Below are 26481 nucleotides of genomic sequence, written 5' to 3'. Positions count from 1 at the left end.
TATGCTGATGCCTTAAAGTACGCCTTTGCTCGATGGCAGAATATCGCCTTCGACTTTAACCGCTTGGCGCAGCGCGCGGCCGAGCACTTTAAACAGGGCTTCAACCTTGTGGTGATCGTTATCGCCCTGCGTCGACAGATGCAGCGTACAGCGCAGGCCATCGGCAAAGGAGCGGAAGAAGTGTGGCACCATTTCTGTGGCCATTTCACCTACGTGCTCACGTTCAAAATCGGCTGAGAACTTAATAAAAGGACGGCCAGAGATATCCAGCAGGCATTCGCCCTTGGCTTCGTCCATTGGCAGGCTAAAGCCGAAACGGGCAATGCCGCGTTTGTCACCGAGCGCTTGGCGCAGGGCATCACCTATGGCTAGCGCAGTGTCTTCGACGCTGTGGTGATCGTCGATTTCTAAATCGCCATCGACTTTCACATCCATTCTAAAATTACCGTGGGTGGCAATTTGATCGAGCATATGATCGAAAAAGCCAATGCCAGTGTCTATTTTACCTTTAACGGGGCTGTCTAGATCCACAGTCACACGAATATCGGTTTCTTTGGTGGTACGCACGACCGTCGCGGTGCGGCCTTTATTGAGCAGCGCATCGGCGATGGCGTTCCAGCCCAAAGTGTCGCGTTGATATTTCAGGCTTTTAATGCCCATGGCATTGCCGAGTTCCACATCGGTTTCGCGATCACCAATCACAGCTGATTGGGTGAAATCGATGCAGCCTTGGGTGAGATAGTCTTTTACTAGTCCCAGCTTAGGTTTACGGCAGCTGCAATTTTCATCGTTAAAGTGCGGGCAAATCACCACATCTTCGAAGTTCACCCCTTGGCTTTTGAGGATTTGCATCATCATATTGTGGGGGGCGTCGAAATCTTCCTGCGGGAAAGACGGTGTGCCAAGGCCGTCTTGATTGCTGACCATGACTAAACGAAATCCCGCCTTTTGCAGACGGAGCAAAGCGGGGATCACCTGTGGCTCGAACACTAATTTAGCCAGACTATCGACCTGTTTGTCGGTGACGGGCTCTTCAATCAAGGTGCCATCGCGGTCGATAAACAGAATTTTTTGTGCAACGTTCGGGATAAATTGTGGGTTCATGGCTCTACCTTCAAATTCAATTCTTTTAGCCAATGCTTAAGCTGATTTTACCTTCAGCGCGGCATTCGCTTTTTATTGGTTTTATTAGTTTTTATGTTCAGTTACTTATTATTCGTTTCTGGTGACTGCTCAGTGTGTTGCGATTCAAATAAATTCACTAACACATCGGTATCCGCCTTTGAACTAAAGCTAAAGCGGATAGCCTTGGCAAGCCTTGGGTCTTTGTAGGCGCGGGCGACAACGCCGCTGCCTTGCAGTAACGCCGCGACCTTGGCGACATCATCAAATTCAGCCAGCACATAATTGCCGTTAGGCTTAAGCACGCGGGCGCGCGAATCTGAACTATTCGATTTTGAACAATAAGCGCTGATCGCCGCTGTGAGTCTGGCGCCTTGCTCATTTAATTCAGCAACTTGCACTTTCATCCGCGCAACGCCAGCGCTTGATAGTGCTTGGGTGGCGACTTCACTCACGGGTAGCGGCACAGGATAGGGCGCAATTACGCGCATAATGATTTCGACCACTGCCTCATTTGCCAGCATAAAACCACAGCGTGCGCCGGCGAGTGCAAAGGCTTTTGACAGGGTGCGCAGTACCACTAGATTCGGATAGCTTTCCAGTAAATCCGCCACACTGTATTCAGGGCAAAACTCAATATAGGCCTCATCGATCACCACAAGCACGTCGGGCAGGGCTTTGATTGCTTGCTCGATAATGGCTTTGTCGATCACAGTCCCGGTCGGATTATTGGGATTGCAGATAAACACCAGTTTTGCGCCGCGAACGTCCTCGGCATAGCTTGTCGGCAAGCCATATTCCGCGCTGAGATTTAACGCTTTAACGCCCACGTTAAAGGTGTTCGCGCTGATGGCATACATGCCGTATGTCGGGCCAAAGCAGGCGATGCTGTCGACGCCTGGAATACAAAAGGCGCGAATTAACAGTTCAATCGCTTCATCGGCGCCGCGGCTGGCGACTATCTTACTGGCGCTTACGCCACTGTATTCGCTGTAGGCATTGATAAGCTGCGGCGGTTGGCATTCTGGGTAACGATTCAATTTTGATAAATCGAGTGCTGCCGTATCGACATTATTGAAGGGGGATTCGTTGGCATTGATCCAAATATCACCACGACCGCCCAGCCTGCGGGCACTCTGGTAGGGCGTTAAATCCAGTAACTCAGGGCGCGCTAGGCGCTCTGCTAAATTTAGCGACGCCGATTGCGCTAACGTTGATGGTGCTAACATCGATGCTAATGCTGCGGGTTCTGCTGTTTTTTCCATGCTGCTCACTTGGCTCATTTTCTTCACTCAGCTCTATTTTCAATCACTTAAGATTAAGCGGATCATTTCTCTAGGCTAGCTAGACGAATGGCTACGGCATTTTTGTGCGCATCGAGCAATTCGTTACTGGCTAACGTCATGACCGCTTGCCCCAATCCGATTAAGCCCTTAGCGCTGAGTTCCTGCACGGTAAAGCGGCGGCTAAAATCGGCTAATGACAGGCTCGACACGGCGCGGCTGTAACCGTAAGTCGGCAGCACGTGGTTGGTGCCACTGGCATAATCGCCAACTGATTCAGGTGTATAAGCGCCTAAAAACACTGAGCCAGCGGCGCGAATGTTTTTCAATACCTCACGTGGAAAGCGCGTTTGAATGATCAAGTGCTCAGGCCCATATTGATTAGAAACCTGCGCGGCTTGCAGCATATCGTCAACAACAAAAGTGCGACTGCTCAGTAGCGCCGTTGCCGCGATATCACAACGCGGCAGGACGGCGAGTTGTCTTGTCAGTGCGTAATTCACGCCGTCCGCGATAGCTTGCGAATCTGTCACTAAAATCACTTGTGAATCAGGGCCGTGCTCAGCTTGCGAAAGCAAATCGGCGGCGATAAATTCGCAATTTGCGTCGCTATCGGCAATCACCAACACCTCAGAAGGGCCTGCTGGCATATCGATACACACAGTGCAGCGACCATCCTGTGACACTAAGCGTTTAGCTTCAGTCACATAGCGGTTACCTGGGCCAAAAATCTTATCAACCGCCGGAATCGTTTCCGTGCCAAAGGCCAGTGCCGCAATGGCCTGCGCGCCGCCCACTTGATAGATTTCAGTGATCCCACAGGCATTGGCGGCATAGATAATTGCATCGTTGATCGGCGGTGGGCTGACCAATACTCTTTGTTCGCAGCCGGCGATCTTGGCGGGCAGGGCAAGCATCATCACGGTAGAAATTAATGGCGCGCTGCCACCGGGGATATATAAACCCACTTTTTCAATCGGTTCGTTACGTAGCTCACAGCGTACTCCCGCCTCGGTTTCCATATCAATTGGGCGAAATTGCTGGGCGCTGTGAAACACATCTATGTTCGCCATGGCTTTGGATATCGCCGCTTTCAGCTCTGGCGATACCCGTGCGCTTGCCGCAGCTATTTCAGCTTCGCCCATGCGCAGCTCACCAATCTTAGCGCTATTGAAACCATCAAATTTTTGATTAAATTCTTGAATGGCGGCATCACCCCGCGTTGCCACCGCATCGAGAATGGCACGAACGCTTTGCTCTAAGCCGCTATCACCAATTAAGGGCGAGCGTTTCAGCGCCGTTTTCTGCTCTGTGGTTGATAAGGTTGGCCAAGTTAGGATTTCCATACATTACCCCATCATTTTTTCGATTGGCATCACCAGAATTGAGCTGGCACCGAGTGCGGTTAGCTGTTCCATGGTATCCCAGAACAAATCTTCAGTACTGACGGCGTGGATAGCGACGCGGTTAGTATCATCATTTAATGGCAATACGGTTGGGTTTTCAGCGCCGGGCAGCAGGGCGACGATTTGATCTAAGGTTTCGGTTGGCGCGTGCAGCAGGATGTATTTGCTCTCACGGGCGCGGATAACGCCATTGACGCGGGACAGAATCTTGTCGATGAGTGCTTGTTTAGTCGGTGTTTGGGTTTGGGCCGATTGAATGATGCAGGCCATAGAGCGGTAAATCACTTCGGTTTCGTATAAGCCGTTGGCTTCTAAGGTAGCGCCCGTCGACACGAGATCACAAATACCATCGGCAAGGCCGGCACGTGGGGCGACTTCAACCGAGCCTTTTAACATACAGTCTCGATAAGTTATGCCTTTTTGTTGCATAAAACGGCGCAGCAGGTTCGGGTAAGAAGTGGCGATGCGTAATCCTTCTAACGAGGAGGCATCGGCGTAACTGAATTCTGTTGGTACGGCTAACGAGAGGCGACATGAGCCGAAATCTAACTGACGCAGTTTGAGGCAATCTGCGGGTTTGTTCAGTGTCTGACGCTCGATTTGTTCTTCTTCGAGCACATTTTCACCGATAATCCCCATATCAACCACGCCGTCCATCACCAATCCTGGGATATCATCATCACGAACGCGCAGTAAATCGATAGGCATATTGTCGGCGTGAGCGATAAGGCGTTGTTCATTAATGGAAAATTTAACACCACAGCTTTTTAGCAGTTGCTGAGAGTCAGTAGAAAGACGGCCAGATTTTTGGATGGCGATGCGTAAACGGTTCGATTCAGTCATAGTGTTATCTCGCTCAAAAGTATCAAAATTAAAAGATTCAAAATGTGTTGTTTAATCGGTTTAATACGCCTTGCCGTTCAATGGGCTTTAGCTAAGGTCTCTAGTTAAGTGTTCTAGCTAACGTATTGAAAATTTGTAAAATATCTAAAATTGCTATTTAAATTAAAACCAAAATTAACGCCTAAATGCAAAAAACCCCCGGAATTCCTTCCAGGGGTTTATGATCATCTTGAATCAGTCCGCCAGAAGGATATAGTCCTCCGGCAGTGAGCGTCCGAAGGCTACCGCATATGGTGGTGATGGTGGATAGCGTTCAGTAGTGGGCTCATTTTACTCTCTCGGTATTTAGCTTTATTGGCTTAACTGTTCGAAATAAATTGCAGTCGAAATACAGTGAAGCGTTGAATGCGTTGTTACGGACGTCTATCCGTATAAGTGGATTTAAACTAACCGCTTTTATGAGCCTTTGCAATAGCAATTTTGAATTAAATGAGAATATTTATGCGTTTTTGTGAAAGGCAGAGGGTTATCGCTAAATAAAGCCATTGAGCATATTTGTTGAGGGGATGTTGAAAGTGGACCGAAATGTGTTGGTAAGTCGTGCCGAACTAGTATCAGCGTAATCTGTTCCAATGACCGAGAAAGTCGTGAAGTCAATGTGTATGTAATCATTAAGCACAGTCATTCCAGTGACACGCCGTCAATATATCCATATATGCCGCCGTCGAGCCTTCAGCGACGAGTTTATGGCGAGTCACTGGGGAAGCAATGGCAATTAATGCTGCGCGTACTCAAGTATCTTGTTTTGGGAGCTTTGTATCAAAACTGACTACCCATAATGAACAGCTTTAAATGGCGGCTCATGTATGGCGCGAGGGAAAGAACCCGCGAAATTATCCTTGCTAACTTGTAGTCTTATCTCAAATCAGCATAATGCTTCGAGCCGTTAAGCTTGACGCTATTGTTTACGGCCGCGGTTTGCGGTACTAACCAGTGCGTGTGGCTAAAAAATCATCACAATGCACTCGCTCAGCAGCCTCGCAGCAGCTTATAGTGTGGCCTTACTACATTTTTTATAACGCTATCTAACACCTTGATAAAGGATTGATTCTCCCTTTGACTCGCTCCCGCCAACCTAACTCAAAGCATGCTTCCTCTAAAGAAACAGTGGCTAAGCCTGCTGCCGCAAAAGGCGCTGTTGCGGTGAGCCGACTCGCTGCCGAAGTGCAACGCGCATTTTTGCCCGATGGAGTATTGTCTAAGCATATTCAAGGATTTAGTGCGCGAACAAGCCAAATGCAAATGGCGCAGCAAGTGAGTGAGGCGATAGCGTCTAAGAGTAATGTGGTGATTGAGGCGGGCACAGGGGTGGGTAAAACCTTTGCATATTTGATCCCCGCGATATTGAGCGGCAAGCAAGTTATCGTCAGTACGGGCAGTAAAAATCTGCAAGAGCAGTTGTTTTTTAAAGACTTACCCGCGCTGGTCGCCATGTTGGGGATTGAGCCTAAACTGGCACTGCTAAAGGGGCGTAATAATTATCTGTGCCAGTGGCGACTCGATAAGCAAATGAGCGAGGCGACACATATCGATGCGCGTTTGTTGGATGATTTGTTGAAAATCAATCAGTGGGCGAGCACCTGTAAAGATGGTGATATTGGCGGTTTAACCTCAGTACCTGAGAATTCCTCGGCGTTGCCGCTCGTAGTCAGTACTAAAGAAAGCTGTATTGGTAAGCGCTGCGATTTTTATGATGCCTGCTTTACCCGCAAGGCGCGCAGCCGTGCTATGGATGCCAAAATTATTGTGGTTAACCACCATTTATTTTTCGCCGATAGCGTACTCAAAGACACGGGTTTTGCCGAGTTATTACCCGATCCCGACGTGGTGATTTTCGATGAAGCGCATTTATTACCCAATATTTGCGTTAACTATTTTGGCCAGCAATGTTCGAGTCGCACTATCGATGATTTTATTCAAAAGCTACTCGCTATTTATCAGACCGAACTCAGTGACACGGGGCAACTCGCCCAATTTTGTCAGCGTTGCCTCGCTAAATTAAGTGACTGGCATAATCAGTTATATTCCTGCGATGAATCCGACTGGCGTTTAGTGCTGGGAAATAAAGCGCTCGCGGCGGCGTCGTGGGATTTATTAGCGGAATTAACTGCGCTGCAGAATTTATTAATGGCCCATATTGGCCGCAGTGAATTGTTAGATGATATCGCCATCAAGTTGGCGGAGCTGAATAATAAGCTCAGTGTGTTTTTTAACTGCAATAACAATCTGGCGGCCTACAGCATTGAATTTGGTAGTCGTTTTGTGGTGCTGCGAATTTCACCGATCAATATTGCCCGTGAGTGCCAGCAGTTATTTGTGCCTGAAACTAGCTGGATATTTACCTCGGCAACCTTGCAGGTTAACCGCAGCCTTGCCCATTTCGCTCGAGAAATGGGCATCGTCGATGCGCAGCAAAGCATTCTCGACAGTCCCTTTGATTATCCGCGCCAAGCGGTATTTTGTGTACCGAGACAACTTGGCAGCGTGACTAACCAACAGCAAGCGTTAAAACAGCTGGTGGAGGTGTGCGTGCAGGCGATAGATGCGGCCCAGGGACGCACCTTTATTTTATTTACCAGCCATAAAATGCTCGAACAAGCAGCGTTGGCACTGCGAACTCGCACTCATTATCCGCTGCTGGTACAAGGTCAAGCGGGTAAACAGAGTCTGCTGACTAAGTTTCGCCAACTCGGCAATGCGGTATTGCTCGGCACCAGCAGTTTTTGGGAAGGGGTGGATGTGCGCGGCAAATTGTTAAGCTGCGTGATTATCGACAAATTACCTTTTGTGTCGCCCGATGAGCCCCTGTATCGTGCCCGAGCCGATAATGTGAGTCGTCAAGGACTCGATCCCTTTACTGAAGTCTCGTTACCTCAGGCGATTATTGCGCTGAAACAAGGTGTTGGCCGTCTTATTCGTGATGAAAAAGATCGCGGTGTGCTGATCCTTTGTGATAATCGCATCGTGAATCGCTACTATGGCCAAGCCTTTTTAAACTCACTGCCGCCGATGGCGCGTACCCGTGACCTAGATAAAGCGCTGGAATTTTTAAGACAGATCCCTTAAAGCCGATCCCATAAAACAAATCCCTTAAGGCTGCTCGCTTGAGGAAGTGTTCTAAAAGTTCGACAGCTTAAAACTGAATTCATAAAAAACGGGCTTGCGATAGTTTCGCAAGCCCATTTTCACCTAGATAAATCCATGTGTGGCAGATTGTTATCAGAAACTTGCCGTTACGCCCGCATAAATACTGCGACTCTTTTGGATGTAATCCAGATCGGTAGCCACTTGGTCGCGCTCTGCATCCGTGAGGTTAGTGACGCCGAGTTTGACTCTGAACATAGGATTGATTTGGTAATTTACGCCTAGGTCGAGTGAACCATAACCCGTCGATTTTACATTGGTGCGCAAATACTGATCGCCAGTATAGTGGTAGGCGATAAAGGTGGATAAGCCCTCCAATGCCTGCCATTGCAGTTTCAGGTTGTAGCTGTCATCCGGCGTTAAGGTAAAAGGCGCGCCATTTTGCTTATCTTCGGCATCGGTTTTACTGTAATTACCGCGAATGCTGACCGTGTCACTTACATCGTACCAAGCCTGCAGTTCCCAACCAGTGATCTTAGCTTCGTTCACGTTTTGGTAAGTCAACACTGCGCCGGGCGTTCTATCCCAGGTTTCTGTGATGATTTTATTTTCCACATCATTGTGGAAGTAGGTGATTGAGCCACCAAAATCCGTGGTTTGATATTGGGTCGATAACTCGTAATTCACTGAGGTTTCGGCTTGTAAATCTGGATTGCCCGCGACGGTACAGGCGCCGCGACAAGCGGGGATAATATAATCGGCTTGAGACTGTGACATATTTGGCGCTTTAAAGGCTTTGCCACCGCCGCCTTTGATCACCCATTCAGAGCTTAAGTTATACACTAAATACATGCGTGGGCTAAATTCGGTGCCGTACACATCGTGGTGATCGACGCGCCCGCCCAAAGTGATATTGAGTTCGCCTAAGCTAAATTCATCTTGCAGATACAAGGCCGACTGGCTGTCGTCTAAGGTGCCATCGCCTAAAATGTTGCGGCTGTTTTCAAGTTGAGTCCAACGGTATTCCGCGCCGCTGGTTAACATGTGATCCCCCAGTAAGACTGTGGTTTGGCCGTCGAGATTGTGGTTGGTTTGGGTGATATGCCCAATCTCGGCGATCAGCGCGGAGTCGTCAGTCACCTCAACATTTTCATAGTAATAGCGCAGGCGAGTATCGCCCCAATTCCAGTGGCCATTGTGGGTTAAACCTGAGCTTATCCGCTCGGCTTGTTGGTTATTGGTGAGGATAGTGCCGTAGTTATTCCAATCCGACTCGCGTTCGTCGTTGGCGTAACTTAAATCAAATTGCAGATCTTGCTGGCTATCAATCAACCATTGCAGGTTAGCGAGGGCGCTGATTTCATCTCTGTCTTCTAACGCATCGATTGTGGGTTTTAAATCTGAGCGCCAGGCATCGCGTTGATTGCTGTCGACGATTAAGTTTGCCAGTAATTTATCTTTGATCAGCGCGCCGCTAGTGTAGAAATTGTACTTAGTGCTGTCGCCGCCTTTGCCGCTGGTGGGCGTATCGTATTGCACGCCGACACTGGTCTGCCAGTCGTCAGTGGGTTGGCGCAAAATCACGTTAACCACACCGCCTAAAGCTTCGGAGCCATACAGGGATGACATGGGCCCGCGCACGACTTCGATACGCTCAATCGCAGACATAGGAATGGATGATAAGTCAAAATCGTTGCCATAACCGGAGGTTAGTGCTTCGCGGGAGTTGACTCGGCGGCCGTTGATTAAGATCAGCGTGTAGTCCGAATCCAGTCCGCGCAGGCTAATTTCATTGCGACCATAGGGCGTGCCTTCGCTGATGTTCACACCCTGTAAATAACGCACTGCGCTGGCCAGATCGTCAATCACTAGCGTTTCAAGTTCACTGCGGTTTATCACAGACACAGAAGCGGGCGCCGACAGTTCCGAATGCTGAGTTTGCGTAGCTGTGATCACCATACGTTCCATTTCTGCTGTGGCATCTTGGGGAGCTGCGGCAGTTGCCCATGCAGCGGGTAACAACAGGCTTAAGCCAATGGCGCGCGATAGGCGGTTCAGCGTAAGAGTCGATTTTGTGGCAGATGCGTGACAGATTAGGCGAGTACGGCGGATAAATCGGGACATATCATTCTTCCTTGGGTAATTTCGGCGAATGATAATTATTCTTAAATAGTGCATCAAGAGCGCAGATCCCGCTTTTGTGTAAAGACTATGTAAATTTTACTCTTTAATAACAGTATGATAGCGGGTATGTCTGTTGAGGGGGCTGCTTGCACTACCAAGCTGATGTTGCTGAGAAACAAATATGAGAAAGCGAGTGTGATCAGCGAATACGAAATAGCTAATGCGAAAAGGCTAAACGCTGAGGTGGGGTAAATCGCGAAAAGATAGTGAAACTAGCCATAAATTGTCTGCAGATGCTGCAGGGAAATTCAAGTTTTAATTATATTATTCTGATTTAAAAAGATAATTTAATTGGCATACGCTTTGCTGATACTTCTGCTTCAGATTTGTGGCGCTATGCAGTTTTGTGATGTGCATCGTCGCCATAAAAATTTACAGCCAACATTCACGGAGAGAATATGAATCCAGCATTTTATAGCTTAGCCACAGTTGTCGTTTTAACTTTGTCACTCGCCACTACCGAACCCGCTGTTGCCACAGATGCGTCCGCATTAGCTAAAGCAGCATCAGTTAAAACCGCTGAGGCTTCACATGCAGGCACTGCGCAACCCGCTACTGCGTTAGCTGATACGTTAGCGACTCAAATTGCAGCGGTGGATTTTGCCGTGTTCGACAGTTTCAATAAGTGCGCAGCCCCCGCTGAACTTGAGAAACACGCGGCGTTTTTCACTGAAAATGTGGAGTTTTACCACGACACAGGTGGCGTGACGTGGAACCGCAAGGATATGATCGCCAATACCGAAAAATATGCCTGTGGCCATTACCGCCGCGAGTTAGTCGCGGGCACGATGAAAGTGTTTCCGGTGAAAGAGTTTGGCGCAATAGAGCAAGGCGTTCACCGTTTTTGCAGTTTTGAAACCGGCAGCTGTGATGGTCTAGCCGACTTTGTCATTGTGTGGCGCAAACAGGGCGAACAGTGGAAAGCCACCCGAGTGCTGAGTTATGGGCACAGAATCGCTGAGGCCAAAACTGACTAAACCACGATACTAAAGCTAGCCTTTAACAAAAACTAGCCTTTAACAAAATGCTAGCCTCTAACAAAATGCAGTAATCGATTATTTGCGGGCATAGCCACATCTTGCTTCAGTGTTAAGCCTTGCTCGCTGGCTAAACTGCAAATCCATTCGATATCGCGAATGCCGCTGGCTGGATTCCGCTGTTTTAAAAAGCTATCAAACTGGCGATTGCTGTCACTGCTAAATTCGCCTTGGTAGTTAAAGGGGCCGTAAATACACAGGGTCTTGAGTTGGGGAAGATACAGACCAAGACCAGTAAAAAACGCTTCAACCATATTTTTGCTCATAATATGCAAAGTGTTCGCAGTAAATACGCCATCAATATCAGGTGTTAATCCCTCCACTGGCCATGGCGCGGTAACATCAAGGATAAGCGGTAAAGCTAGATTTGCCCCAGCATTGAATAGCTCGCCTTCTTGCTCGCATCTTGCGCGAATGACCTCAATATACTCAGCTTGATCGCTGGTTTGCCAGATTAAATGGGGAAGATTGGCAGCAAAAAAACGGCATGTTGGCCGGTACCACTGCCGATCTCGAGTATATGTTGGTTGAGTGAGAATGCCTGCGTTAATACGGCTAAAATCGGCGCTTTGTTGTTTTCGCACGCTTGGGAAAACGGCAGTTGGGTAAGTGGCTGGACAGTTGGCAATAGTGGCATAATGGACTCGAGGTTGCTGAGATTAAAAGAGGATGACGCCGCACAAGCCTATCTTAAACCAGCAAAAAGCATAAGGCTTAAAAGATAAAATGAGCCACGCTTTAATCCTAGGTTCTTCAAGCAGAAGCCATTCCTGCTTCCTTTGTTATGTCCAGCAAGCGGTTAGCACAATCCACTGTTGACCTCGATCTCAACTCAGATATACTCTCAAATTCTGAACGCTTGTAAAAAATATAAAACAACCGTCGGCGGAAAACGTGTTAACACTCGTGCCTATAAACTAAGACTCAACACCCATTACCAGCACACAGTTTTTAGTACTTAACGTTCAACACTCAACATTTAATATTTAACTTTTAACACTGAACTTTCAACATCAAGGAATGACTATGCCAGCAGAGCGTTGCGCCTCCTACTACAATGCCACCATTAACCAAGAGTCGGATTATCCTGAGCTTGAAGGCGACATTCGCGTCGATGTGGTGATTGTCGGTGGCGGGTTTACCGGTGTAGCAACGGCGCTTGAATTATCCGAGAAGGGCTACAAGGTGGCACTTATTGAGGCTAATAAAATTGCGTGGGGCGCAACCGGACGCAACGGCGGGCAGGTGACAGGCAGTTTGTCTGGCGATGCGGCGATGACAAAACAACTGCGTCGTCAGATTGGCAATGAAGCTGAAGATTATGTGTGGAATTTACGTTGGCGCGGTCACGACATTATTAAAAATCGGGTGGCCAAGTACGGCATAGAGTGTGATTTAAAATTTGGTCATATACAAACCGCTTACCAGATGCAGCACATGCACGAGCTTAGGGCTATGCATGATGAAGCGCAACGTCGCGGCATGGGGGAGTTTATGACCTTGGTCTCCGCCGATGAAATGCCCGCCTATTTAGGCTCGCCCTTGTATCACGGTGGCTTAGTCAATCGGCGCAACATGCATTTGCACTCAGTTAATCTATGCCTTGGTGAAGCTCGCGCTGCAGCAGGTCTGGGGGCGTTGATCTTTGAACACTCACCCGTGCTCGATATTGAGGAGGGCGATCTTGCTACCGTTATTACCGCCAAGGGGAAAGTGCGCGCCAACAGTGTGCTGATCGCGGGGAATGCCTACCATAAACTCGCGCGCCCTCAACTGCGTGGCATGTTATTTCCGGTGTCCTTAGGCAATTGTGCCACGGCGATTCTGCCCGATGAGATCGCTTCGCAGATTAATCCGCAGGATTTAGCCGTGTACGATTGTCGCTTTGTGCTGGATTACTATCGCCTGACCGCAGATAAACGCTTGATGTTCGGCGGTGGCACTAATTACAGCGGCCGCGATCCCAAAAATGTGGCGGCGGAATTACGGCCCGCAATTGAGCGTACGTTTCCACAATTAAAGGGTGTTGATATCGAATTTGCCTGGGCCGGAATGGCGGGCATTGTGATTAACCGTATCCCGCAGCTCGGCAAAGTGTCGCCTAATGTATTCTATTGCCAAGGCTATTCTGGGCATGGGGTGGCGACATCGCACATTATGGCTGAGATCATGGCCAATGCGATGCACGGGCAATTGCGTGAATTTGATTTGTTTGCCGCCATGCGCCATATCCGCATTCCGTTAAATGAATGGTTCGGCAATCAAGCGCTGGCGTTAGGCATGTTGTATTACACCTTGCGGGAAAACTGGCGCTAGTTTGCGGCGTCTTGTCTGTTATCGCTTCGTTTGTTCGAACTGAGTAATTCGCTCAACAACAGATGGCTCCACAATAAACCTCTCAGCAATAGGTTTTTTAGCAACAGGCTGCTCCAAAAAATGCGGCTCAACAACAGGCTATTCAGAAAAAGATTAGTCCTGTTCGGCGAGTTTTTCGGCGAGGTAATCGACCAATACGCGGATCTTAGCCGACAGGTGGCGGTTTTGCGGATAGAGTGCCCAAATGCCTTCTTTGGCTTCGCGGTGACCGTCGAGTAAGGACAGTAAACGTCCAGCTTGAATATCTTCTTCAATATAATAATCAGGCAGTTGTACTATACCAATTCCCTTTAGCGCCGCATCCCTTAATGCGTAGCCGCTGTTACAATTGAGATTGCCGCGCACTTTGATATTGCGTTCGCGGCCATTCTCCACGAAGCGCCAGTAATTGTGATTGCCAATCAAGCAGTTGTGCCGGCTAAGTTCAGATAAGGTATGGGGCTGACCGTACTTTTCCACATAACTCGGTGAGGCGGCGACATAGTGAGTACGGCTGCTTAAGGGTTTGGCCATTAAACTCGAGTCAGCGAGTTTGCCGAGGCGAATGGCCAGATCGTAACCACCTTCAATCAAGTCCAAAGTGCGATTAGTGAGGTCAACACTAAACTCAACACTGGGATATTGCACCATAAAATCATTGAGTAACGGCATAATAAATTTTTCGCCATAGGCCACGGGAGCCGTGAGTTTGACTAAGCCTTGGGGTGAGTCCTTTAGGTTTGAGATAGCGCGCTCAGCTTCTTCTAAGCCGGTTTGTAATTGGCGGCAATGGCGATAATAAATCGTGCCTTCTTCGGTTAGCGACACTTTGCGGGTGGTGCGGTAAAACAGCTTAGTGCCGAGGCGATTCTCTAAGGCGCTGACTTGGCGGCTCACGTGGGCGGTGGAGATATTCAGTCGCTGCGCCGCTAAGGTAAAGCTTTCGGCTTCGGCCACTGCGACAAACTCAGAAATGCCATCCCAGAGGTACATTGTTGTTACTCAGTAAAAATGAATTGCTTGAATACTAGATTGTCTCTCGCTGAGAAACAAATACAATCTTACTATTCATTAGCATCAGTGCATTAGCATCAGTGCAATCGGCATCAGCGTATGCTGAGTCGGTATGTTTGAGCCAATATGTTTGAACCAAGATGCTTTAGCTTAAGTAGAATCGATTACAACAATAATTTTCTCTTATTACCTATCAAGGGACGGTAACAATGTCGAACGAAAAACCGCAGTTTATTAAATCAAAGGCCGCTGTTGCTTGGGGACCAGGACAACCACTGAAGATTGAAGAAGTGGATGTGATGTTACCAAAAGCGGGCGAAGTCTTAGTGCGCATTGTGGCCACAGGCGTGTGTCACACGGACGCGTTTACCCTGAGCGGTGACGATCCTGAAGGGGTCTTCCCGGCGATTCTAGGCCACGAAGGCGGCGGTATCGTTGAGCAAGTGGGCGAGGGCGTGACCAGCGTGCAAGTGGGCGATCATGTGATCCCACTTTATACCCCTGAGTGTGGCGAGTGTAAGTTCTGCTTATCGGGCAAAACTAACCTGTGCCAAAAAATTCGCGCGACCCAAGGTAAAGGCTTAATGCCCGATGGCACCACGCGTTTTTATCTCGATGGCAAACCTATTTTCCATTACATGGGTTGCTCGACTTTCTCTGAATATACTGTGCTGCCTGAAATCTCATTGGCAAAAGTCAATAAGAGCGCGCCATTAGAAGAAATTTGTCTGCTGGGTTGCGGCGTAACCACAGGCATGGGCGCTGTGATGAACACGGCCAAAGTGGAAGAAGGCGCAACCGTGGCGATTTTCGGCCTCGGCGGTATTGGTTTATCGGCGATCATTGGTGCGACTATGGCAAAAGCCAGCCGCATTATCGCCATTGATATCAACGAATCTAAGTTCGAGTTAGCCAAAAAACTCGGCGCGACCGATTGCATCAACCCTAAATTACTCGATAAGCCCATCCAAGAGGTGATCGTTGAGATGACCGACGGCGGCGTAGATTACTCATTTGAGTGTATCGGCAACGTCAACGTGATGCGCAGCGCCTTAGAGTGTTGTCATAAGGGCTGGGGCGAGTCGGTGATTATCGGTGTTGCCGGTGCAGGCCAAGAGATTTCAACTCGTCCATTCCAATTAGTTACTGGCCGAGTGTGGCGCGGTTCTGCTTTTGGCGGCGTGAAAGGGCGTTCTGAACTGCCACACATTGTTGAGCGCTACATGGCGGGTGAGTTTAAGCTCGATGACTTTATCACTCACACTATGGGGCTTGAGCAAATCAATGAAGCGTTCGAGCTGATGCACGAAGGTAAGAGCATCCGTAGCGTGATCCATTTTGATAAATAAGCGATTTTGCATGCTAAGTTGATGCTTCATCTTGATGTGACAAACCAGCAGACAGGTGACAATCTGTCTGCTGTGTTCACTGAGTAGATGACTAACGCTAAGACAAATGCCATGACAAACTCTAAGGCAAGCGCTATGACCAAGCGCTAAAAGATTGAGCTTAAAAGGACTTGTATGACCATAGAAAATATCAGTTGTAACAAGAGTTTCGGCGGTTGGCATAAGCAATATCGCCATCAATCTCAGTCGTTAAACTGCGAGATGCGCTTTGCGATTTATCTGCCACCTGAAGCGGTGAATAAACCTGTGCCTGTGCTGTATTGGCTCTCAGGTCTAACCTGTACCGATGAAAACTTTATGCAGAAGGCGGGCGCGCAGCGCATGGCGGCTGAGCTTGGGATGGCGATTGTTGCCCCTGATACCAGCCCCCGCGGTGACGATGTGCCCGATGCGGCGGACAAAGCCTACGATTTAGGCTTAGGCGCGGGGTTCTACCTCAATGCGACCAAAGCACCGTGGAACCGTCATTACAAAATGTACGATTACATAGTCCACGAGTTGCCAGCCTTGATTGAAGCCCATTTTCCTGTGACTACACAGCGCGCTATATCAGGCCATTCGATGGGCGGTCATGGTGCTTTGGTGATTGGCCTGAGTAATCCGCACAGATACAGCTCCATTTCGGCCTTTAGTCCGATTTCGAATCCAAGTAATGCGCCTTGGGGTATTAAAGCCTTCAGTGAGTACTTAGGTGAGAATCGTGAACATTGGCGCCAGTACGATGCCTGTGAGTTGCTCAAGCTCGCCATTGCCGAGGTGCCAGTTATGATTGACCAAGGTGAAGCCGATAGCTTTTTAGACACCCAATTGATGCCACAATCGCTGGTGGACATTGCCAATGCTAAGGGCTATCCCTTAGATGTGCGGATGCAACCGGGGTACGATCACAGCTACTACTTCATCGCGAGCTTTATTGAAGAACACCTTAAGTTCCATAGCTTGTACTTTAAGCCCTGAATCGTCGATTCAGTAGTCATGCCGATGAGCTCAAACAAAAATGCCGCAACTCAGTGAGTTGCGGCATTTTTTATGATGCAGTTTAAGCGATTAGTAGGAGTGAACTAACACTCAGCACTCAACAATGTTGACCGCTAGGCCGCCTTTGGCGGTTTCTTTGTATTTGCTGCGCATATCTCTGCCGGTATCCATCATGGTTTTGATCACTTTATCCAGTGAAACCTTATGGTTACCGTCACCGCGTAGGGCCATACGAGAGGCGTTGATCGCTTTGATCGCGCCCATGGCATTACGTTCGATGCATGGTACTTGCACTAGGCCGCCCACAGGATCGCAGGTTAAACCTAAGTTATGTTCCATGCCGATTTCAGCTGCGTTTTCAACGTGCTCAACCGTGCCGCCCATGATTTCAGTCAGTGCGCCTGCAGCCATAGAACAGGCTACGCCAACTTCACCTTGGCAACCCACTTCGGCGCCAGAAATTGAGGCATTCTTCTTGTACAAAATACCAATCGCGGCGGCGGTTAACAGGTAACGGGCGCAGACATCGATATCCACTTCTTGTACGAAGGTATCGTAATAGCATAATACTGCAGGGATAATTCCCGCAGCGCCGTTTGTGGGTGCCGTCACTACGCGATCGCCGGCTGCATTTTGCTCGTTGACCGACAGGGCGAATAAATCGACCCAATCCATTGCGGTTAATGGGTCGACGTTGTTACGGCCTTCGGCTTTCAAACGACGGTACAGGGCAGGGGCGCGGCGACGCAGTTTTAAGCCACCAGGTAAAATGCCTTCTTTTTGATAACCGCGTTCGATACAGGTTTTCATGGTCTGCCAAATGTTCCACAGCTTGGCTTTGACTTCATCTTCTGTGGCTAAACTCAGTTCGTTCGCCATCATCAAAGAAGAAATGCTCAGACCTTGCTCGCCACACAATTCTAATAACTGTGCTGCGCTGCCAAAATCAAAAGGGGCCGCTTCGATTGGTGATGCAGGTGATGCATTACGTTGGCTAATTTCGTCTTCATCTAAGATAAAGCCGCCGCCGACAGAATAGTAAGTGCGCTCAAAAATACACTCATCTTTACAATAAGCGTATAAGGTCATGGCGTTGGCGTGTGCTGGCAAGGTTTTGCGTCTGTGGTAAGTAATGCCTTGCTCGCGGGTAAATTTAACCACTTTGCCACAGTGCAGGGTTAAGGTTTCGTCCTTAGAGACGTGCTCTAAAATGCCGTCGATACTGTCAGTGTCTACGGTTTCTGGATCTTCACCCATTAAGCCTAAAATCACTGCTTTGCCCGTGCCGTGGCCTTTGCCTGTTTGGCCGAGGGAGCCAAAGAGCTCGGCTCTTAATTCATCAATCTGGGTCACGAGTCCTGAGTCAGTCAGGTTTTGCATAAAAATTTTGCCCGCTTTCATTGGGCCGACAGTATGTGAACTCGATGGACCTATGCCGATCTTGAACATGTCAAATACGCTAATCATGATAGAAGTCCTGTTGTGTCTTGTTTATTATTTTAGTCTGAGTGCATGGGATTGCTCGCTCTGCAGATTGAAGCACGCTAATCTTCAACGTGAACTCTGGTCAATGGCGGCGCTCTTTCATGCGAAATCTGCTTGTGTGATACTCTAACCTCAGTATCCCATAGATTAGCGTGACAATTCACATTAGTTTTTTTAATTCGATATAGTTCGGATAAGCTGAACTTAATTGGGACTTTTTTGCTGGCCATTTTATGGCCAAGAATACAGGCTTTAAACGCGCTACAAGGGCAGATGGTTCGCTTTTTTGAGCATTTTTGTGAGCGCGGACTACTTATGGCTTGAGTGGTTATTTTTTGAGTATTAATGAAAATTTTTAGGGAGAAGTATGAGCTATTTAATGTTGGACCTACTGTCGTTGGACGTCAGTGAGGCAGAATCTGAGATGCTACGCCATCCACAGGTGGGTGGTTTAATTCTATTTTCCCGCAATTTTTCAAGCCGTGATCAGTTGATCCGTCTGGTACAACAGATACGCCAAATTCGCCCTGAACTATTAATTGCCGTCGATCATGAGGGCGGTCGAGTACAACGCTTCCGCGATGGCTTTACCGTTATTCCCGCCATGGGCGACATTTTACCCGCAGCAAAAGGTGATATAGCGTTAGCCAAACGCTGGGCCTGTGAGCTCGGTTTCTTGATGGCGATTGAATTACTGGCCTGCGATATCGACTTAAGTTTCGCGCCCGTATTGGACTTAAATGGCGTGAGTCAAGTCATAGGTAAACGCAGCTTTAGCCCAGAGCCTGCCGAGGTGATTACACTGGCCGAAAGCTTTATTGCGGGTATGGCCGCCGCTGGCATGGGCGCTGTGGGTAAACATTTCCCCGGACACGGCAGTGTGGTGGCGGATTCGCACTACGAGAAACCGATTGATGATCGCGATGCCGAGGCGATTTTTGCAAAGGATATCCTGCCGTTTAAAGACTTGATCGCAAAAGAGAAGTTATTAGGCGTGATGCCCGCGCACGTGGTTTATCCTAAAGTCGACCCCAACTCTGCGGGTTTTTCTGAATACTGGCTAAAACAAGTGCTGCGCAAAGAGCTTGGCTTTAACGGGGTGATTTTCTCCGACGATCTTGGCATGCAAGGCGCAGGATTTGCGGGCGATTACCGTGCAAGGGCCAGCGCTGCCTTAGCCGCCGGTTGCGATATGATTTTAGTGTGCAATGACAATGCGGGCGTAATGTCGCTGCTGGATGGTTTTACATGGCCAGCGAGTGCGCCGCAGCATCCTGCAAGTTTACTCAAGCCCAATGCCGCACAAACGGCCGCAGCGCTCGATAATACCGCCCGTTGGGAAAACGCGAAGCAGCTTGCGGAGCAAATTTGTTTGGCCCAACAGGCGAAAGTTTGATGTAGCGCAAGGTGTGAGATCACTCTTTTGCTAGGGTTAGTTAATTCACTGTAATCAAAAATGATTAAAAGGCCTTGATATGATTTTCTATCTTCATGGATTTGATGCGACTAGCCCAGGTAATCACGAAAAAATGCGTCAGTTGCAATTTATCGACCCTGACGTACGTTTGGTCAGTTACAGCACCTTGCACCCTAAGCACGACATGCAACACTTGCTCAAGGAAGTCGCCAAGCAAATGAAGCATAGCGACGATCCCGCGCCGTTAATGGTCGGCGTGGGACTCGGCGCTTATTGGGCCGAACGCATTGGATTTTTGAATGGTCTTAAATCTGTGCTGATTAACCCCAATTTGCACCCAGAAGAGAATATGCAGGGCAAGATTGACCGCCCAGAAGAATATGCCGATATTGCCAATAAGTGCGTGTCGCAATTTCGTGAAAAGAATACCCACAAGGCCATGTGCATATTCTCAGTGAATGATGAGATGTTCGATAATCTGCAACTCGCCAGTGAATTAAGCGCCTATTATTCGATTGATTGGGATGACGTTCAGCCCCACAAATTCCCCCAACTCGCCGCACATCTGCCCAAAATAAAAGCCTTTAAATTGGCTTGATTGATATCGATTGGATAAAAGTACCACTCCTCTTTTTATATTTAAGAGGGGGAGTGGGTTTATCTCATCGGCTATTCCGCCTTATGGTTTTGGCTTTTTATACTTCATGCCGCGCACATTAAGGGCTCTAAATTGTAAAATCGACTGTGTTGATTTTGGACTGAAATGTGTTAGATAGTAGTGCCGAAGGGCTGCAACTTTAGTTTTAGTTTTATTTTTTAGTGATTTAGTGATTTAGTGATTTAGTGATTTAGTGATTTAGTGATTTAGTGATTTAGTGTTGGGTGGTCTCCACTTGCACAGGCTTGCCATGGCATTGACTCGTCGACACGCAGCAAGTCCGTCCGTGGATGCTCGACCGCCTCGTCCATGGGGCGGACGGTCGTCTCGCTAATCACCATAGCTCGCCTTTCGAGCGCATGCGTAACCTCTAGGTTTTAAAGACTAGATCTAATCTTAACGATTATTAAACACCACTCTTATTGGACAAAAACGTGCTATGTTTTGCGCGGAATTATCTTCATTTCGGAACAACAAAAATAATTCCAAGCGCTGAATCGTGGGCAATAATGAACTTAAGGATGTAACGCTTGGCTTGAGGCTTTACCTTTACACCATTTGCCGCTGTTGTGCTGCTTTTTAAACTCGCACATGCTATCCCATCGACCACTTATGCCACTGTATTGACGTCGAAACTCTTTAGCTGAAGTGAGCCACGCATCGGGCGAAATGCCTAATTCATTGAGTAGTTTTGGCCGTTGATTATCGATATAGCCTTTTTTATCAAGGCGCATAGCTCGTCCCGTCCAATCTATTAACTCAAGATAATCGGCAAAATGAAACGGAATACCCGTTTGCTGATTCAGAAGTGTTGAACCATCAAATTTTGCGAGGGCTTTATGTGGTATTTGCTGTAGGTTATCTGCGGTATTTTTGGCCCGTTGGGGCGCGTTGATATGAGGATTAAGTGCATTCACGCGCTCCTGAATCGATGTAAAATCAGAGGATTGCACGGAGTCGGCAATCCCTGCTCGAATAGGATTTAAATCGACATACATCATGCACGCCAGCAGTGCTTGCTCATCTAACAACGCTTGTGACTTAAAACGGCCTTCCCAAAAAGCGCCTTTACACTTATCTTCACGATTGGCCTTACGGGCAATTTCTTCATTTAAACAGCGCATAAACCAAGAGATACTGCTCAGTCGCTCATACCACTCGGCGAGTAATGCATCAAGTAACATCACTTCACCGTCGATTAAATCATCACCATTCATATACTTAGTGGCGACAACATGGCCCTTAGTGATTTGACACCAGCGACTAATAATATCTTTTTGCGTTAGCGATTTCGCCTTGTCGACATCAATTTTAAGCACTAAATGATAGTGATTACTCATCACCGCATAGGCGCAAATATCAATGCAGAAAATACCTTGATTTTATCAACAATCCAGCCGCGACGATGCTCATAACTGCGGCCTGACAGTTTATCTTCACCGCACAGAAAAGCCCTGCGAACACAGCGATTTATTACATGATAGAAAGGCGTCGCATTAGCATCAATTAACTGTCTTCTGGCTGAGGTCATAAGACACTCCAAAACGATAAAAGCAAGATAATGTAAAGCCTAGTCAAAGAAGCTAAAAAACACAAAAAGATATGGCTGTCCTCTCTATTATTTCGTGCGGAGCCGCATGCAGGGTGGTGTGGGGGCTGGAGGCTAGATACCTCCGGCTACCCGATTATGTTTATCCAAGTTTCAAACTCACGAGAAGACATATTTTCATACAACCCTTTAATAGTGAGTTCATTCCTATAAGTGAGATTGCAATATAGAACTGATGGAGTTACTACTAATCCAATAACTTCGTCAAACTTCGAAAAGTCATAATTATCTCCAACTTTGTTCTCATCAATAATTTTTATTTTAGCTCTCCAGTCTTCTACATACTTCTCGAGCGAAGATGTAATATTTCTGACCGTTCTATAATCACCTTTGTCATAGTCAAGATTATCCAATAAGCTTTTGCATGAAATGGCAATTAGGCTCTTACCAATAACCATTATTGCATCGAAGTCTGTAATTGATTTATTTCTAAACCTTAAAGTTTTCGCAACTAAATTTCTGATATTTCTAGCTGGCTTCAGTTTTGAGTTATCGATAAGCTCTTGAGTTTGCTCTTCAAAAAAATATCCACGTAAATTAGCAATATTTCCTTGTTTTTTAGTGTATTCAAGCTTGTTAAATAAAAATTCAAATGAGGAAGAAATGTCAAAGCCAAGCATTTTTCCTGCATCAAATAATACAGATATATTTGACGGGTAAATATTTTCACCTAATGGTCTGCTGTACTTTTTTATTATCTCTGGACCATTATTTGTGAATGTTGTTCCTAACTTTTCCAACTGGATCTTTTTAACAGAATCGATAAAACCCTGAAAGTGTTCATCAATAAAACCTTTCGAAAAAAGAAGGTAACCTTTTTCAGCTATATCAGGTAAAAATACCCAGCCTCTAAGAATCAGTGTAGTAACAAACTGCAAGATAGAAATCACCTCTAAAAACTCTATTTCCCAGGGTAACCCATCTTTACCCAATTTGAATTCGCTAAATATTGTTTCCAAACTGATTGGAGCAATATTGAAGTTTACTTTGGTATATTTAGTATCTTTTAATTTAGTGATTTTTTTAGGAATGTATTCATACTTTCCAGATTGATTTTCGTTAGCGACAATGATGAGGCTTTCGAGATTGGTTAAATGTCTTTGTTTAAGGCTAAAACCACTCTTAGAAGGCATATTCATGCCATTCTCTATTTTACTTTCAATTACATTTCTATCGTCAAATAACTTAATAGATTCAATAATCTCATGTTCATCAATTGGTATCGGCATCAATTCATTTTCATGGATTTGAAATTCACAACCTTTAGATGAGATCCTAATTAATGTATACATGTCTCCTAATAAAATAGAATAGCCTACGAGTTTACAATAGTCTTTTACTACGGTTTCGTTAATTTCAAGAATGACACTATTTCCATTTTTGTATAATTCATTCTCATCAATTTCTTTATCACTAAATGAAATACAAGATTCAACCATCTTTATGGCAAATAAAAAAGTAGTATCTAAACTGCCTTCAAAATGCTTTTTAGGGAGAGCAGTAAAATAAAATTTCCAATAATATTTAGGATAATTATTTACAAGTTTTACAATAGATTTTTCAATTTTAGATATGTTCTCATGAGCATATTTATTTGCTTCGAAAGCGGAAATTCTGTTAGTAGACTCATCAACTAGGCTTCCAAAATTCAATAGTATTTTAGCCAATTCATTATGACTTTTACCTACCTCTACTGGTATATCAATATCGATATCGATTTCTACCATTCTTTTCTTAGATTGACGAGTTGCCTTTTTAAAGTACTTTTCCAATCGTTTATTTTTTTTTGAAGACATATATTCCTTGAAATAGCCAATGAATACCTTTAAACATAACATTTTATTAGTGCGCATGCGCGTTTACCTCATTAGACCAGTGAAAACGCGCACAGTTAACTGATTGTATTACAAAGAAGTTACCAGCTTTTTATCAAATACACCATCAAGGAAAACGCGCATGCGCGTTTTCCAAACCTATTAACTAATTTGATTGAAGTATATGAAATTGATTTTAAAGGGTTTTGTTAATTTTAGGCAGGAAAAATGCGCAAGCTAATGAGTTTAAAAACGCTCAAAACGACTTAAATTTGAATATGACCATATACCAATCCAGTTCCGCTAACTCATGAAGAAGATCTAAAGGCAGGGATAAAGGCAGAGTAAATAGATAAGAATTTGTAGGACAACTCATTCGTAAATTTGAAATTGTCCAAAGGTGTTCTAGCAAGCTTTGGGGCAAAAGCTTTTTAGGATGGACTTGTGAATTAGGGACTTAGTTAAGATTGGCATTGTTGCAACTGTGACCGTTGGCGGCATGGATGCCGCCGTCGAGCCCTCAGGGACGAGTTTATGGCGAGTCACAGGGGAACCAATGACAATGAATACCGCACAACTGGAAATAAAACTAACTTTAGGCATCACTGCAAAAGCGGTTTTCCTGTTGCGCTGAACTGGCATAAACAGCAAAGCATTTTATTTACTGGGCGTGAAAGGGCATAATGCGGCGCTTACTATTTGAGATACAAGGAATAACCATGAAGTACTTGGTTAGCGTAGTTGCATGCTGTTTATTATCGGCCTGTTCTTTTGGGGATGCTGATGTTGAGTTTACACCTGAAAAAGGGGAAGAGCGCTCGTATCAGCTGTATAGCACCACCAACATCACTGTAGACAACGGTCGGCGTACCGAAACGGTTAACACCAGCTCACATCAATTGCTGCGTTATAAGGTCCTCGAAACAGGCAAAAACAGTCGGTTTCAAGTGCACGTCGATTACATGAACATGCGCGATGGTCAAGGGAGCGGCGTCAGTAGTGGCCAGCGGGCCGATCGTAATCCCGAAATGCACGCTATTTTCTCGCAGGGATTTGAATTTACATTAAATCTAGACGATGGCAGCGTTAAAGAATTCACTGCATTAAACAAACCGGTATGGCAGGCGCTGCTGGCTGAACGCGGTGCAGAGCTTGAGCAGGAGTTGAAAAAGCTCTTTAGCTCATCGGCCTTTCTGAGCACCATACCCGCCAAAGCGGGGGCGGTCGTCGCGCTTCCTACCTATCAAGGCCACGCCAATGCCAAACTTACTGTATTGCAAGTCACTGATACGCATGTGTTAGCCAAAGTTGAAAGTGATGGTGAGCAAGCCAAAATATACGGTCAGCTGATGTTAGAACGTGAGCGGGGTTGGTTAGCACAGTTAGCCTTAGTGGCAGAAGCGCCGTTTGAGCGCTACGGCTACAAGGGCACAGTGCGCAGCAACGTTATTATGTTGCCGCAGCAGCGCCAGTTGGGTGATTTAACACAGCGTTTAGGTTTTGATTATGATTTCCCAGCCTTTGAGTATCAAAAACAGCCTGACTTTGTGCTGGATGACATCAATAAGACCTTAGGCCTTGATGCTGTGTTTGCCTATGATGCGGGTTACTTTTACCAGCAAGATGATCTATTAAATCTAACCTATCATCATGACTTTTCAGGTTTTAAACCCGAAGGCGGATTTAGCTTAACCGATATCACGGCATACAGCGCGGATGGCACTGTGCTGCCACTACAACTAAGCAAGGTGGGCAGTTACAGTTATCCAGAACAGGATGGTTTCCATCAATCTGTGCAGCAAAATCTGCTTATTGGCTGGAATGCACCAAATGACCTCTTAGCTCAGGTTGCTGAGTTTCGCGCGACTGCCCATTATCATGGTGCGAAACTGGTCAAACTTAACCTGACACCTGATCCCAGTAAAACTGTGAGCTTGCAGTATGAAGATTTACAGCTGGAACTCTCGCCAATCACCGACAAGCCATTCAGTTATCTGCTGAAATCGCGAGGCGGCGCTGACAAAACTTGGTTGTACCGGCGCTATGACGGTGCCGAAGGCGCTATGGTGCACTATCTTTCACCGCCAGCCACTGGACCGGATTGGTTAACGTCGGCAGAGCAAAATATGCTGGCGCTGGCCTCATCGGCGCAATATGAAACGATTACACAGTTTACCTTTGCCGCCGCGCCGTCGACACTGACACTTTATGTGAATACTGCGGCTGACAGCGGCGAACTGACTAAGAATATTCGTTTTATTCCAACCTTAGATTACGCGCAAAATATGGCTTATCCACCGTCGCAGCAGCAACTACTTTATAGCGATGATATGTATGCGTCCTATGATAATCAGCCGCAACCTAGCACAACCGTCGATCCCGCCTTACTTGAGCCGCAAATCGTCGCCAAATACGGCGTCAGTATGCTGTTAACGTCTGAGCAGGCAGCGGTGTGCACCCTTAGTGTGGTCGATGCCCCTAAGGTCAACGGGCACACACTGCAATGGACAAACACCAGCGCAAGCAGCAACACGGGTTTTGGTACTGGGCTAGATAAGTTTGTGCTGTACCAACTGAGTAGCACCGATGGGATCCGCCGCAATTTTTACGACATCAATGTCAGCAGCACCTTGGCCTGTACCGGTACGCCTCAATGGCAAGCACTCGCGTATCAACCCGAGCAAAGTTGGTTGATTGATGTCAGTCAGCTGCCAGATTTGGAT

The 26481-nt window shown here is 46.9% G+C and carries 16 protein-coding genes and 2 pseudogenes; 8 read left to right on the top strand and 10 right to left on the bottom strand.

Annotation, left to right across the window (positions count from 1 at the left end; translation table 11 throughout):
* Nucleotides 1–12: 12 nt before the first annotated feature.
* The 4 genes from hisB to hisG form a co-directional block, all read right to left on the bottom strand.
* A complete protein-coding gene (gene hisB, locus FW758_RS19840; RefSeq protein ID WP_342897208.1) occupies nt 13–1104 on the bottom strand; it encodes a bifunctional histidinol-phosphatase/imidazoleglycerol-phosphate dehydratase HisB in 1092 nt (363 codons plus the stop codon).
* Between the two features lie 101 nt (nt 1105–1205).
* Entirely contained in the window at nt 1206–2405 is a 1200-nt protein-coding gene (hisC, locus tag FW758_RS19835) for a histidinol-phosphate transaminase (protein ID WP_446446293.1), read from the bottom strand.
* Nucleotides 2406–2449: 44 nt separating this feature from the next.
* Complete coding sequence (gene hisD, locus FW758_RS19830; protein WP_446446292.1) at nt 2450–3751, bottom strand: histidinol dehydrogenase; 1302 nt, start codon at nt 3749–3751, stop codon at nt 2450–2452.
* A gap of 3 nt (nt 3752–3754) precedes the next feature.
* Nucleotides 3755–4654 carry an ATP phosphoribosyltransferase gene (gene hisG, locus FW758_RS19825; protein ID WP_268649218.1) on the bottom strand — a complete coding sequence of 300 codons (900 nt, stop codon included), beginning with the start codon at nt 4652–4654 and terminating at the stop codon, nt 3755–3757.
* A gap of 1116 nt (nt 4655–5770) precedes the next feature.
* Here hisG and FW758_RS19820 point away from each other — a divergent pair.
* Nucleotides 5771–7780: an ATP-dependent DNA helicase gene (locus FW758_RS19820; protein ID WP_446446291.1), complete on the top strand. Its 2010-nt coding sequence runs from the start codon at nt 5771–5773 to the stop codon at nt 7778–7780.
* 153 nt (nt 7781–7933) lie between these two features.
* On the opposite strand, the gene FW758_RS19815 is transcribed toward FW758_RS19820, so the two are convergent.
* Complete coding sequence (locus tag FW758_RS19815; protein ID WP_446446290.1) at nt 7934–9922, bottom strand: TonB-dependent receptor domain-containing protein; 1989 nt, start codon at nt 9920–9922, stop codon at nt 7934–7936.
* Nucleotides 9923–10380: 458 nt separating this feature from the next.
* On the opposite strand from FW758_RS19815, the gene FW758_RS19810 reads away from it, so the two are divergent.
* Entirely contained in the window at nt 10381–10959 is a 579-nt protein-coding gene (locus FW758_RS19810; protein WP_446446289.1) for a DUF4440 domain-containing protein, read from the top strand.
* A gap of 50 nt (nt 10960–11009) precedes the next feature.
* Here the strand turns inward: FW758_RS19810 and FW758_RS19805 are convergent.
* Nucleotides 11010–11656, bottom strand: a pseudogene (locus FW758_RS19805) (DUF938 domain-containing protein).
* Nucleotides 11657–12045: 389 nt separating this feature from the next.
* On the opposite strand from FW758_RS19805, the gene FW758_RS19800 reads away from it, so the two are divergent.
* Nucleotides 12046–13335, top strand: a complete 1290-nt coding sequence (locus FW758_RS19800) for an NAD(P)/FAD-dependent oxidoreductase (RefSeq protein WP_446446288.1) — start codon at nt 12046–12048, stop codon at nt 13333–13335.
* 153 nt (nt 13336–13488) lie between these two features.
* On the opposite strand, the gene FW758_RS19795 is transcribed toward FW758_RS19800, so the two are convergent.
* Nucleotides 13489–14367: a LysR family transcriptional regulator gene (locus tag FW758_RS19795; protein WP_446446287.1), complete on the bottom strand. Its 879-nt coding sequence runs from the start codon at nt 14365–14367 to the stop codon at nt 13489–13491.
* A 230-nt stretch (nt 14368–14597) separates the two neighbouring features.
* On the opposite strand from FW758_RS19795, the gene FW758_RS19790 reads away from it, so the two are divergent.
* Both FW758_RS19790 and fghA read left to right on the top strand, forming a co-directional pair.
* A complete protein-coding gene (locus tag FW758_RS19790; RefSeq protein ID WP_006081880.1) occupies nt 14598–15737 on the top strand; it encodes an S-(hydroxymethyl)glutathione dehydrogenase/class III alcohol dehydrogenase in 1140 nt (379 codons plus the stop codon).
* A gap of 174 nt (nt 15738–15911) precedes the next feature.
* Complete coding sequence (gene fghA, locus FW758_RS19785; RefSeq protein WP_006081879.1) at nt 15912–16754, top strand: S-formylglutathione hydrolase; 843 nt, start codon at nt 15912–15914, stop codon at nt 16752–16754.
* Between the two features lie 111 nt (nt 16755–16865).
* Here fghA and FW758_RS19780 read toward each other — a convergent pair whose 3' ends face one another.
* Nucleotides 16866–18242 (bottom strand): L-serine ammonia-lyase, encoded by a 1377-nt coding sequence (locus FW758_RS19780; protein WP_259522637.1) that lies wholly within the window; start codon nt 18240–18242, stop codon nt 16866–16868.
* A gap of 385 nt (nt 18243–18627) precedes the next feature.
* Here FW758_RS19780 and nagZ point away from each other — a divergent pair, with 385 nt between their 5' ends.
* Complete coding sequence (gene nagZ, locus FW758_RS19775) at nt 18628–19656, top strand: beta-N-acetylhexosaminidase (protein ID WP_115334490.1); 1029 nt, start codon at nt 18628–18630, stop codon at nt 19654–19656.
* Nucleotides 19657–19735: 79 nt separating this feature from the next.
* Nucleotides 19736–20275, top strand: coding sequence for an alpha/beta hydrolase YcfP (gene ycfP / locus FW758_RS19770; protein WP_115334491.1), 540 nt, complete (start codon nt 19736–19738; stop codon nt 20273–20275).
* 575 nt (nt 20276–20850) lie between these two features.
* On the opposite strand, the pseudogene FW758_RS19765 reads toward ycfP, so the two are convergent.
* Together FW758_RS19765 and FW758_RS19760 are read right to left on the bottom strand one after the other, a co-directional pair.
* Nucleotides 20851–21866: pseudogene (locus FW758_RS19765) on the bottom strand (transposase).
* A gap of 146 nt (nt 21867–22012) precedes the next feature.
* On the bottom strand, nt 22013–23797 hold the full coding sequence (locus FW758_RS19760; protein WP_446446286.1) for a hypothetical protein: 1785 nt from the start codon (nt 23795–23797) through the stop codon (nt 22013–22015).
* Nucleotides 23798–24477: 680 nt separating this feature from the next.
* Between FW758_RS19760 and FW758_RS19755 the strand changes: the two genes are divergently transcribed.
* Nucleotides 24478–26481, top strand: a 2004-nt coding sequence (locus FW758_RS19755; RefSeq protein ID WP_446446285.1) for a hypothetical protein, incomplete at its 3' end; no start/stop codon positions are given.

The sequence above is a fragment of the Shewanella sp. 1180_01 genome (genome assembly GCF_052850535.1).
This window is presented reverse-complemented; position numbering and strand designations above follow the sequence as displayed.

Coding starts and splice junctions, on each gene's coding strand:
- FW758_RS19790 (WP_006081880.1), top strand. CDS start 14,598: ATGTCGAACGAAAAACCGCAGTTTATTAAATCAAAGGCCGCTGTTGCT.
- nagZ (WP_115334490.1), top strand. CDS start 18,628: ATGAGCTATTTAATGTTGGACCTACTGTCGTTGGACGTCAGTGAGGCA.
- hisG (WP_268649218.1), bottom strand. CDS start 4,654: ATGACTGAATCGAACCGTTTACGCATCGCCATCCAAAAATCTGGCCGT.
- hisB (WP_342897208.1), bottom strand. CDS start 1,104: ATGAACCCACAATTTATCCCGAACGTTGCACAAAAAATTCTGTTTATC.
- hisD (WP_446446292.1), bottom strand. CDS start 3,751: ATGGAAATCCTAACTTGGCCAACCTTATCAACCACAGAGCAGAAAACG.
- ycfP (WP_115334491.1), top strand. CDS start 19,736: ATGATTTTCTATCTTCATGGATTTGATGCGACTAGCCCAGGTAATCAC.
- FW758_RS19800 (WP_446446288.1), top strand. CDS start 12,046: ATGCCAGCAGAGCGTTGCGCCTCCTACTACAATGCCACCATTAACCAA.
- FW758_RS19760 (WP_446446286.1), bottom strand. CDS start 23,797: ATGCGCACTAATAAAATGTTATGTTTAAAGGTATTCATTGGCTATTTC.
- fghA (WP_006081879.1), top strand. CDS start 15,912: ATGACCATAGAAAATATCAGTTGTAACAAGAGTTTCGGCGGTTGGCAT.
- hisC (WP_446446293.1), bottom strand. CDS start 2,405: ATGAGCCAAGTGAGCAGCATGGAAAAAACAGCAGAACCCGCAGCATTA.
- FW758_RS19810 (WP_446446289.1), top strand. CDS start 10,381: ATGAATCCAGCATTTTATAGCTTAGCCACAGTTGTCGTTTTAACTTTG.
- FW758_RS19780 (WP_259522637.1), bottom strand. CDS start 18,242: ATGATTAGCGTATTTGACATGTTCAAGATCGGCATAGGTCCATCGAGT.
- FW758_RS19815 (WP_446446290.1), bottom strand. CDS start 9,922: ATGTCCCGATTTATCCGCCGTACTCGCCTAATCTGTCACGCATCTGCC.
- FW758_RS19795 (WP_446446287.1), bottom strand. CDS start 14,367: ATGTACCTCTGGGATGGCATTTCTGAGTTTGTCGCAGTGGCCGAAGCC.